Source organism: Rugamonas sp. (assembly GCF_025354735.1).
Classification (GTDB): Bacteria; Pseudomonadota; Gammaproteobacteria; order Burkholderiales; family Burkholderiaceae_D; genus Rugamonas.
This window is the reverse complement of the sequence record NZ_JANXMI010000018.1, coordinates 1-10,180: the sequence shown is the minus strand read 5'-3', so window position 1 is coordinate 10,180 and position 10,180 is coordinate 1. Positions and strand designations below refer to the sequence as shown.

At 65.7% G+C, this 10,180-nt stretch carries 11 protein-coding genes; 5 read left to right on the top strand and 6 right to left on the bottom strand.

Annotated features, from left to right (window positions below; all coding sequences use genetic code 11):
* Positions 1-160: 160 nt before the first annotated feature.
* A complete protein-coding gene (locus Q0S71_RS01655; RefSeq protein WP_295990405.1) occupies positions 161-775 on the top strand; it encodes a response regulator transcription factor in 615 nt (204 codons plus the stop codon).
* Between the two features lie 178 nt (positions 776-953).
* A complete protein-coding gene (locus tag Q0S71_RS01650; protein ID WP_295990404.1) occupies positions 954-1,664 on the top strand; it encodes a response regulator transcription factor in 711 nt (236 codons plus the stop codon).
* A gap of 20 nt (positions 1,665-1,684) precedes the next feature.
* On the opposite strand, the gene Q0S71_RS01645 is transcribed toward Q0S71_RS01650, so the two are convergent.
* A complete protein-coding gene (locus Q0S71_RS01645) occupies positions 1,685-3,508 on the bottom strand; it encodes an amidohydrolase (protein ID WP_295990402.1) in 1,824 nt (607 codons plus the stop codon).
* Positions 3,509-3,773: 265 nt separating this feature from the next.
* On the opposite strand from Q0S71_RS01645, the gene Q0S71_RS01640 reads away from it, so the two are divergent.
* The 3 genes from Q0S71_RS01640 to Q0S71_RS01630 are packed head-to-tail and all read left to right on the top strand — an operon-like array spanning position 3,774 to position 6,505.
* Complete coding sequence (locus Q0S71_RS01640) at positions 3,774-5,000, top strand: hypothetical protein (RefSeq protein WP_295990400.1); 1,227 nt, start codon at positions 3,774-3,776, stop codon at positions 4,998-5,000.
* 1 nt (position 5,001) lies between these two features.
* Positions 5,002-5,745, top strand: coding sequence for a hypothetical protein (locus Q0S71_RS01635; protein ID WP_295990398.1), 744 nt, complete (start codon positions 5,002-5,004; stop codon positions 5,743-5,745).
* Between the two features lie 10 nt (positions 5,746-5,755).
* A complete protein-coding gene (locus Q0S71_RS01630) occupies positions 5,756-6,505 on the top strand; it encodes an SDR family oxidoreductase (RefSeq protein WP_295990396.1) in 750 nt (249 codons plus the stop codon).
* Between the two features lie 14 nt (positions 6,506-6,519).
* Here the strand turns inward: Q0S71_RS01630 and Q0S71_RS01625 are convergent, their stop codons facing one another.
* The 5 genes from Q0S71_RS01625 to Q0S71_RS01605 all read right to left on the bottom strand — a co-directional run.
* On the bottom strand, positions 6,520-7,416 hold the full coding sequence (locus tag Q0S71_RS01625) for a prohibitin family protein (protein WP_295990392.1): 897 nt from the start codon (positions 7,414-7,416) through the stop codon (positions 6,520-6,522).
* 182 nt (positions 7,417-7,598) lie between these two features.
* Entirely contained in the window at positions 7,599-8,201 is a 603-nt protein-coding gene (locus tag Q0S71_RS01620; protein ID WP_295990390.1) for a TetR/AcrR family transcriptional regulator, read from the bottom strand.
* Positions 8,202-8,333: 132 nt separating this feature from the next.
* Positions 8,334-9,134, bottom strand: coding sequence for an SDR family oxidoreductase (locus tag Q0S71_RS01615; protein WP_295990387.1), 801 nt, complete (start codon positions 9,132-9,134; stop codon positions 8,334-8,336).
* 183 nt (positions 9,135-9,317) lie between these two features.
* Positions 9,318-9,755, bottom strand: coding sequence for an Rrf2 family transcriptional regulator (locus Q0S71_RS01610; RefSeq protein ID WP_295990384.1), 438 nt, complete (start codon positions 9,753-9,755; stop codon positions 9,318-9,320).
* Between the two features lie 141 nt (positions 9,756-9,896).
* The coding region (locus Q0S71_RS01605) for a TolC family protein (protein ID WP_295990382.1) at positions 9,897-10,180 on the bottom strand (284 nt) is incomplete at its 5' end.

Below are 10,180 nucleotides of genomic sequence, written 5' to 3'. Positions count from 1 at the left end.
GTTCCTCCCTTGTTAGGCGCGACTGTCTACCAGAACGCGCGGGCGATAGGCCAGCGCTCATATGCGAGCCGCGCGGCGAGCAGCAGGCTGATCGTCACCAGCAGCGGCCTGATCAGACGCGCGCCAACACGCATCGCCGCGCGCGCGCCAAGATGCGCGCATGATCCGCATCGTGCTCGCCGACGACCACGCCATCGTGCGCGAAGGCCTGGTCGCCATGATAGACCGCCAGCCCGACATGTCCGTCGTCGGCGCCGCCGCGAACGGCCGCGACGCCGTCGATTTATGGGCGCTGCACCGGCCCGACGTGACCCTGCTCGATTTGAGGATGCCGCTGCTCGACGGCGTCGCCGCGATCCAGCACATCCGCCGCCTCGACCACGGCGCCCGGATTATTTTATTGACGACCTTCGATACCGACCACGATATCGCGCGCGCCATCAAGGCCGGGGCCCGCGCCTATCTGCTCAAGGACGCGCTGCGCGACGAGATTTTCGACTGCATCCGCCAGGTCCATGGCGGCGCCACCTGCATCGCGCCGGGGCTGATCGCGAAACTGGCCGTCGGCATGAGCGCCGAGGACTTGACCGAGCGCGAGCTGGAGGTGCTAACGCTGGTCGCGGCCGGCCGCAGCAACCGCGACATCGGCGAACTGCTGTTCGTCGGCGAAACCACCGTCAAATCGCACTTGCGCAGCATCTTCGTCAAGCTCAATGTCGCCAGCCGGACCGAGGCGGTCAGCCTGGCGAACCGGCGCGGCCTGGTCCACCTGTGAGCCGTTTGTAGCCGCGGAAAAAGCGTGGCGCGCTGTATTTTTTACAATATTAATCATCCTAAAGCAGTAGCCTGCCCTGCTCCTTTCCAGCCAGGCAAAAAGTCTTCCTCCGACCGATGGCCGGCGACGGCCGTGCGCGCCATACTGCGTTCATGCTAGCTGGCTCCGGGGGAACGGTATGACGACGCAAGAGTGCATCAAGGTCCACATCGACTATCGGGACTGCCTGGTCGCGGCCGGCTTGGCGGCGACGCTGGGCGGCCAGGCCGATTTCCAGCTGGTCGGCGGCGGCTCGGCCACGGCGCCACCGCCGGACCACGCGGCCCCGGGCGCGCCGGCGGTGATCGTCGCCGATTACGAATCCGCGCTGGCCTGCCTGGCGCGGCAAAAAAACGCGCCGTCCCGGACCGGCGGGCGCTGCGCCGGCATCCTGATCTTGAGCGACCGCCACAGCGAATCGGAAATACGCTATGCGCTGGCCCAGGGCGCGCGCGGCTACCTCGCGCTCGACTGCGCCCTGGACGAGCTGTTCGACGCGGTGCGGGCGGTGCGCCACGGCCTGCGCTATCTGGACGCGGGCGCGCAGCAACACATCATCGACAGCTGCGACCGGAAAATACTGACGGAACGGGAAACCGACGTGCTGCGCCTGCTGGTCGAAGGCGACGGCAACAAGGGCATCGCCAGGAAACTCAACATCGCGCCCGACACCGTCAAATCGCACGCCAAATCCATCTTTCAAAAACTGGGCGCGGCCAGCCGCACCGAAGTGGCGACGCTGGCGGAACGGCGCGGCCTGCTCAAGCTGCCGGCCGCCGCCGCACCATCCGGCCAAGGCCACGACCACGGCCACGGCCTTGGCCACGGCCTCGTCGCCCTCAGCCTGTAGCGCGGGGCGCCGGCCCTGCCCTATTTGCGCGGCGCCGGCTCCTGATAATAACTGCCGAACATCGTCAGCGGCGACCAGGCCGGTTCCACCGGCAAGGGCGGCGGCGCCAGCTTGGCGTACTCGCCCGCCGCATACACCACCTTGCCGCCGACCATAGTCAGCACCGATTCGATCTGCCGGATCTGCGCCGCCTTCACGGTCATGTAATCGGCCGACAACAAGGCCACGTCGGCGTACTGGCCGGGCAGGATGCGGCCCTTGACCGTTTCCTCCTGCGAGAACCAGGCGCTGCCCACCGAATACGCGGCCAGCGCTTCCTCGCGGCTCAACACATTGTCTTTCGACAGCACGGTGCGGCCGGACGCCACCTTGCCGGTGGTCAGGAAGTACAGGCCGACCCAGGGATTGAAGGATGAGCGCGTCGCATCCGTGCCCATGCCGACGGCGATGCCGGCCTTGAGCATGCGGCGCACCGGCGGCGAATATTGGCCGGCGGCGGCGCCGTAGCGGGTGACGAAATCGTCGCCCAGGAAATACATGCGGTCCTGGATGGCGATGCCGCCGCCGAGCGCGGCGATGCGGCTCATATTGGCCGGCTTGACCGTTTCGGCGTGGTCGATGGCCCAGCGCAGGCCGTTGAGCGGAGTGCGGGCGTTGACCGCCTCGATCGCCGTCAATATCCGCGAAATCGATTCGTCATAGGTGGCGTGGATGCGGAACGGCCAGCGCGCCTTGACGAACTGGGTCAGTATCGCTTCCAGTTCGGACTCCATGGCGGCGTCCTGCACCGGGCGCGGCGAGCGGAAATTTTCAAAATCGCCGGCCTTCCACAACACCCATTCGCCGGCGCCCTCGAGCTCGAAGCCGTGCTCGCGGCCCTGGTCCAGGTTGTCGCCGGCCTTGTTGTTTTTGATCCAGGCCTGGTAGTCGTCGAATTCCTTGCCCGGGTGCTGGGCGAACAGGTAAAACGATACCCGCAGCGGCAGCTTGCCCGACTGCACCAGGTGGACCGAGGTCGCGTAATCGTCGGGATACGTGAAGCCGCCGCCGCCGGCGTCGATCACGCTGGTCAGGCCGAAGCGCGCCAGTTGCTGGAACAGCTGCTGGGTGGAATTGGCCGCGGCCTTGGGTTCGAGCTTGGGCAGCTTCGCCAGCAGGCTGTAGAAAATGCCGGGGTCCGGCGTGGCGCGCACCACGCCGGTGGGGTCGCCGTTGGCGTCGCGTTCGATGGTGCCGCCGACCGGTTCGGGCGTGTCGCGCGTCAGATTGAGGGCCTTGATGGCGGCCTTGTTGAGCACGATGACGCTGTAAAAATATTGCACGAACACGGGCGTCGACGGCGCGGCCGCGCTCAGTTCGTCCGGCGTCGGCAGGCGGTGCTCGGCGAACTGCCACGGCGTGAAGCCGCCCACCACCCGCACCCATTCCGGGTCCGGCGTGCGCCTGGCCTGCACCCGCACCATGTCGATGGCCTGGCGCAGCGTCGGCACGCCGTCCCAGCGCAGCTCGGCGGAGAACGAGGTGCCGCCGCGCAGATAGTGCGAGTGCGAGTCGTTCAGGCCGGGGATCAAGCGCCGGCCCCCGGCGTCGATGACGACCGTGGCCGCCTGCCGGTACGGCGCCATCTCGGCGGTCGCGCCGACGGCGATGATCTTGCCGTCCTTGATGGCGACCGCTTCCGCGCTGGGCTTGGCGGCGTCCAGCGTGGTGACGCGGGCGTTGGTGATGATGGTGTCGGCGGCGACGGCCTGGGCCGCCGCGCCGGGCGCCAGCCACAAGCCCAGATACAGGCCGAGCAGCGCGGCTAGCGCAGATCTGCGCGGGTACATTCGTGTAATAGACATGATCCACATCCTTTAGCGGGGAGAATTCAAAACAGGCGCGCGCCCCGTCGTCGCAACGGCGGGCAATGACGGCCACCGGCTCCGATGATAGGCGCGCGTGCGCCGAATCCGTCCCCCCTGTACGGGTGAATCGGCAACATGGCGCCGGCACTCGCTTGGGTGATAGCGGCGCTTCCCACGCGCTGCTAGAGTGGTTCAGGGTTGCAGCGGCCTGCGCCGCGCCGCCCTTCCGCACCTCCACCGACCCTTTTATCGGAGATACACCATGAGCAAGCTAGCGTTGTCGTCACTATTCGCGGCCGGCGCGGCGCTGCTGTGCGCCGCCGGCCCGGCCGCCGCCGCGCCGCTGCTGTCGGCCAGCAAAATCACCTTCGGCGACGCCGGCACCCTGTTCATCGCCGACTGGAAGGCGGCCACGATCTATGCGCTCGACGTGCCCGACGCCAAGGGCGGCAGCGGCGCGCCGTACAATCTGGCCGACGTCCAGCAGACCATCGCCGCCGCCCTCAAGCAGCCGGTCGCCGCGCTGCGCTTCGAAGACCTGGCGGTGCAGCCGGGCAGCGAAACGGCCTACGTCGCCCTGACGATAGGCAGCGGCGCCGGCCCGCGCTCGGCCGCCATCGTCGCCATCGACCACACCGGCAAGGTGCGCCGCGTCGACACCCACGCCCTGCGCAACGCGGCCGCCATCACCGACGCGCCATCCAAGGACCTGAAGTTCTGGCGCACGCTGCCGGCGCAAAGCCTGACGGTGACGGACATGAAGTTCTACGCCGGAAAATTGTATGTCGCCGGCTTGTCCAACCGCAGCTTCGCCTCCACGCTGCGGGTCTACGACTATCCCTTCAAGGGCGCGGCCCAGACCGCGACGGTGGAAATGTACCATCCGGTGCACAATGAAATCGAAACCCGGGCGCCGATCCGCGCCATGTCCATCATGACGATCGGCGGCGAACCGACGCTGGTGGCCGCCTACACCTGCACGCCGCTGGTGACCATACCGCTCAGCGCCATCAAGGACGGCGCCCACATCGTCGCCAAGACCATAGGCGAAATGGGCTGGGGCAGCGCGCCGGCCGGACTGGTGACGTACAAGCTGGGCGACACCGACTACGCCTTGCTGGCCAACTCCAGCCGCGCGGCGGACCTGCTGTCGCTGAACGAACTCGCCAGCGGCGCGGCCAAGCCCGGCCTGGACCGGCCCATCGACTGGCCGGCCGGCCCCTATTCCGGCGTGAAAGCGGTGATGACGCCGATCGCGGCGGTCATGCGCATCGACAACCTGAACCCCATGCTGCTGCTGGCCCTGCGCCGCGACGACGCCTCCGGCGCCATGCAGCTGGTGTCCATACCCAAGGGCGTGTATCTGCGCCTGAGCGACTTCGTCAACGAATACGATTTCCCCGACTACGTCTACCCGGCCGGCGACAAATTCCGCGACTTCCACAAATATGGCCGCACCATCGAAGGCTATCCCGAGCTGGCGCGCTGACATGAAACGCGCGCTGGCCGGCCTGCTGTTCGGCGCCGCCGGCGCCTGTGGCGCCGCGCAGCTGACGCCGTCGGGGCCCACCGTGCCCGAAAACCTGCTGCGCATCGAACTGCGCCTCGACGCGCCGGCGCGGGCGCCGCTGGACCCGCGCTTCGTCAAGTTGTATGACGAGTCCGGCCATGTGATCGATGATGCCTTCCTCGACCTCGCGCTGCCCGACCGGGACGGCCGCACCATCGCGCTGCTGCTGCATCCGGGGCGCATCAAGACCGGCGTCGGCCCCAATCTGGCGCTCGGCCCGGCGCTGCGGCAGGGCCAGCTGGTCAGGCTGGCGATCACCGATCCCGGCCTCGGCCAGCCGGTGTACAAGCAATGGCGCGTGACGGCGGCCGTACGGCAAGCCATCGCCCCGGCCGACTGGAAGCTCGAGGTGCCGCCGGCGCGCGGCCTGCGGCCGCTGACGGTGGCGATGGCGGCGCCGCTGAGCGCCAGCTCGGAACAATTGATCGCCGTCGGCACCGCGGACGGCGCGCGCCTGCCCGGCCGCGTACAATTATTTTCGGGCGAATCGCACTGGCGCTTCACACCCGCGTCCCCATGGACCCCGGGCCGCTATTTTTTGCGCATCCACCCCAGCATCGAAGATCCCGCCGGCAACCGGCTTTGCTCGGCATTCGAGCAGGCCGGGCAAAGCCAGAGAGCTTGCGACGATGAAGTCACGATCGCGTTTTCCATCCAACCTTGAGGAGTTTTTCATGAACCGTTTTACCAACAAAACCGTCTTGATTACTGGTGGCAATAGTGGCATCGGCCTGGCCACGGCCCAGCAATTTTCCCGGGAAGGCGCGCTGGTCATCATCACCGGGCGCGACGCGGCCAGGCTGGAGGAGGCCAAACAGCAGCTGGGCGGCACCGCCATCACCCTCCTCAGCGACGCGGCCGACAGTTCCTCGGCCAGGGCGCTGGGCGCCGCGCTGCGGACCCGGGACATCACGCTCGATGCCGTCTTCATCAACGCCGGCATCGCCAAATTCTCGCCGCTCGACGATGTCGACGACGCCTTTTGGGACCACACCTTCAACACCAACGTCAAGGGCGCCTATTTCACCATCCAGGCCATCGCGCCCTTGCTCAACAGCGGCGCGGCCGTGATCTTGAACGGCTCCATCAACGCCCACATCGGCATGCCCAATTCCAGCGTCTACGCGGCCAGCAAGGCGGCCCTGATTTCCTTCGCCAAAACCCTGTCGGCCGAACTGATCGTGCGCGGCGTGCGCGTCAACGTCATCAGCCCCGGCCCGGTCGCTACGCCCATCTACGGCAAACTGGGCATGGCCGAAGCGCTGCTGAACGAAGTGGCGGCCGGCATCCAGGCCCAGATTCCGCTCAAGCGCTTCGGTACGGCCGATGAAATCGCCAGCGCCGTGTTGTATCTGTCCAGCCCGGAAGCGGCCTTCATCGTCGGCACCGAGCTGATTATCGACGGCGGCATGAGCCAGCTCTAGCGCCGTCGTTGGAATTATTTTCCCGAGTTCAAAAACGGGATCGGGGCCGAGCCGTATATCGAGGTCGGCAACACGCCGTTCCACTTGCTGGCCTTGGTCTGCTCGACCTCGATGCGGCGCAATTCGAGCACGTCCTTGCTCTGCGCCAGCGCCTGGGCCTGCACCTTCAGGCTGTCGGCCTCGGCGGTGGCAATCTTCAATGCGGCGTAAGCCTTGCCGTCCGCCGTCGCCTTCAGCGCCGAAGCCTCCGCTTCCGCCACGGCGACCTTTTGCTTTTGCTCCGCCTCGACGGTCTTGAGCTTGTTTTCCGCGCCCAGGCGCAATTGTTCCTGCGTGACTTTTTCGTTGATCGCGCTCATGTAGGATGGCGAGAACGAAAAGCCGCGCATGTCGATGCTGATGACCTGGGCGCCATACAGCGCCAGCTTCACGCGCAGGGACGCGGAAATATCCTGCGACACGGTGGCGCGGCGGGCGATCAGGTCCGGCGCGCTGTACCGTGCGGTCACGGCCTTGAACACTTCTTGCGTCGCCGTTTGCACATACGACAGCATATTGCCGTCGTGGCTGTACTTCTCGAACACTTCGGGCACGCGTTCCGGGCTGATCGAATAGCGCACCGTCATGCTGACCTTGACCGGCTGGGTGTCGGAGGTGCTGCCTTCGGCGCCTTCGATATCGGCCTGTTCGGCGCGGATATTGAACACGGTGAGTTTTTGCCACGGCGGCAGCAGGGCCAGGCCCTCGTCTTCGATGCCGGTGATTTTCCCGAAGGTCGTCACCACGCCCCGGAAACCGGTCGGCACGGTATAAAAAGGCCATAGCCAGGACAGCAGCAAAAACAAGAGCAGGCCAGATACCACGTAGACCACCGGTTTCGAACCGGGGCCGAAAGAAATAGGACCAAACATGTCAACTCCTTAAAGGGCGGTGCGCCCTGTCGCATTGTAAACATTATAAGCATTCTAATAATGCAAATGGACAATAGTTGAGTCGGTCAAGGTTTTCTTGCGGCCGCCCGCGCCGCGTCAGGCCGGCTTGACCACCGGCGCCGGCGCCACCACCAGTGGCATGGCGCGTATTGCGATTGAAATCAGGCGGGCAGCGGCATGCGCGTCGCTTGCAACAGCGTGCGTACCGTGGTTTGCGCGTTGTCTAAAATGTTTTTTGAAATCACTTCATCGACCGACAGCCGCGACAGCGTCACCGCGCCGACGATGGTGGAGACGATGGCGTCCGACACGCTGACGTTGTCGGCGATGCCCATCTGGCCCATCATGCGCGCGAACGATGCCGTGAAGCGCTGATAGCCTTCCATCGCGACCGTCCTGATGTGGTCGTTGGAGTGGTACAGCTCGCTGCCCAGATTGGCCAGCGGACAGAGCTTGCCGGTGCCGTCCTCGCGCGACTGATAGAGATACAGGCTGACGATGGTTTCCATCGATTCCAGCGGACCTTTGCCGGCGACGGCCTCGTCGTAAAACCGGAACAGCTCCTCGTTCGCTTCCCGGTTGGCCTCGGCGATCAGTTGCTCCTTGGACTCGAAGTGGCGATAGAAACCGCCCTGTGTCAAGCCGGCCGCCACCATCACCTCGGCGATGCCGGTTTCACCGAGGCCGCGCTCCATGAACAATTTCGACGCCGTCGAAATTATGCGCCGACGGGTTTCAGCCGTTTCCACCTTAGACTTCTTCATTGCGATCACACTTTCTCAGCCACGGCGTGGGCCTGTGCCGACGCTCATTTAGAGTTTAAGTATAATCTATTTTTAGATTCTTTGCGCAATCTATGCTTAAGCGAGACTGAAGTCCGCTCGCCACCGGCCCGCTCAGGCGCCGGCGTAACGCTGGGCCACGGTGCCGCTCATCATGCCCTTGAGCAAGTTCATGCGCGCCTCCTGATACGCGTCCCACAGCAAGGCATCGGACAGCGAGGGCATGACGATGGCTTCGCGCCGGTCCAGGCCAACGAGCGCGGCGGCGACCAGATCCTCGGCGCGCATCACGGCTTTGGGCGGCAGGTTGTCGTAGGAGAAGCCGGCCTCCTGCCAGAACGGCGTGGCGGTGGCCGGCGGGAACACCACTTGCACCAGCACACCCCGGTCCTGCAATTCCGCTTGCATGGCTTGCGACAAGGCCAGCACATAAGCCTTGGTGGCGCTGTAGACGTTGAATTCGGGCCAGGTGCGGAACGCCAGGATGGAGGCGAAGTTGACGATGGCGCCCCGGCCGCGTTCGGCGAAGCCCGGCGCCACAGCGCGGCTCAGCTTGGTGAACGCGCCGATGTTGACGGCGATGGTGTGGTCGACTTTCGACGGTTCTATCGTCGTGAACGGGCTGAACTTGGCCATGCCGGCGATATTGGCCAGCAGGGCAAGGTCGGCGTCGGCGGCGAGGCGGTCGGCCAGCCGGTCCTGTTCGCCTGCATCGGCCAGATCATGGACCGCGACCTCGACCTTGCGGCCGGTGGCGCCGCCGATGTCCTGCGCCAGCGCTTGCAGCGCCGGGGCATTGCGGGCGACCAGCAGCAGATCGTAGCCGCGCTGGGCCAGGCCGAGGGCGTAGGCGGCGCCCATGCCGCCGGTGGCGCCGGTGACGACCGCTGTGCCGAGTGGGGTTGCGTTGCTCATGACATACTCCTTCAAGTTTGAAAACGTCGGTGGGTAATCATCCTGGAACTTTCCGTGCCGTCGACAGAACCGGCCGGGGATGTACTCACTGTAGTTGTTCAAGCCAGATTGCGGAATGGCCATGCAAAGCAAGACACTCTTGTCGCGTATGGAATGCCGGGACCGCCGGACATTCCGCCCGCTTTACTGCGCTGCTGCTTCGGCCTGCCGCACCTGGGTCAGCAGGTCGCGCAAGGTCATGGGCGCGAGCTTTTCCTCGACGCCCAGCTGAGCCTGCCTGAGCACGCCGTCCATGCCGTCCTTGATGTTGACGCTGACGGCACAACTCGCTTCAGGCGGATAGGTGTGGACGCTAAAGACGGGCGAGGCCTCGCTGGCCCGATAGATTTCCAGCAAGCTGATTTGTTCCGGCGCCCGCGCCAGCCGGCACGCGCCGTTGACGCCGCGCGTGGCGACCAGCAGGCCGGCCTTGGCCAGCCGGGTGATCGTCTTGCGGACAAAGGTGTGGTTCGCATTCACGCTTTCGGCCAATTCCTTGGACGTTGCGTGTCCGCCGTTGCGGTAGGCGAGCACGGTCAGGATATGCGACGCGACTGCAAATTGAACGTTGTTAACAGACATGAGAGTGCCGATATAAAGGAATGGCGTTATCTTACCCAAAAAACGCGGGAGGCATCGCCGCGAACATGGCGATGCCTTTCCGCGTGCCGAACCGGACATGGGCGCCGATGTGGCGCGCCATGTCGGTATCGCACCAGCGCCTTAGCGGCTGGCCAGCGGCGCCGCTTGCTGCGTTGCCAGTCGCGAAACTGCGGGCTGCGCCGTCGCATCCCAGCCGCCGCCCAGCGAGCGGATCAGCGCCACCGTGGTGACGGCGCGGCTGCCGCGCAACTGCACGGCGCTGCGCTCGACGGTGGTCAGGTTGCGTTGCGCTTCGAGCAGGTCGAGGTAGCTGGTACGGCCTGCGTCGTACAGCAACTGCGCCAGCTGCGCCGAACGACGCGCCGATACCACGGCCTCGTCGGTCTGCTGCGCCTGTCCGGCCA

Coding starts and splice junctions, on each gene's coding strand:
- Q0S71_RS01655 (WP_295990405.1), top strand. CDS start 161: ATGATCCGCATCGTGCTCGCCGACGACCACGCCATCGTGCGCGAAGGC.
- Q0S71_RS01650 (WP_295990404.1), top strand. CDS start 954: ATGACGACGCAAGAGTGCATCAAGGTCCACATCGACTATCGGGACTGC.
- Q0S71_RS01645 (WP_295990402.1), bottom strand. CDS start 3,508: ATGTCTATTACACGAATGTACCCGCGCAGATCTGCGCTAGCCGCGCTG.
- Q0S71_RS01640 (WP_295990400.1), top strand. CDS start 3,774: ATGAGCAAGCTAGCGTTGTCGTCACTATTCGCGGCCGGCGCGGCGCTG.
- Q0S71_RS01635 (WP_295990398.1), top strand. CDS start 5,002: ATGAAACGCGCGCTGGCCGGCCTGCTGTTCGGCGCCGCCGGCGCCTGT.
- Q0S71_RS01630 (WP_295990396.1), top strand. CDS start 5,756: ATGAACCGTTTTACCAACAAAACCGTCTTGATTACTGGTGGCAATAGT.
- Q0S71_RS01625 (WP_295990392.1), bottom strand. CDS start 7,416: ATGTTTGGTCCTATTTCTTTCGGCCCCGGTTCGAAACCGGTGGTCTAC.
- Q0S71_RS01620 (WP_295990390.1), bottom strand. CDS start 8,201: ATGAAGAAGTCTAAGGTGGAAACGGCTGAAACCCGTCGGCGCATAATT.
- Q0S71_RS01615 (WP_295990387.1), bottom strand. CDS start 9,134: ATGAGCAACGCAACCCCACTCGGCACAGCGGTCGTCACCGGCGCCACC.
- Q0S71_RS01610 (WP_295990384.1), bottom strand. CDS start 9,755: ATGTCTGTTAACAACGTTCAATTTGCAGTCGCGTCGCATATCCTGACC.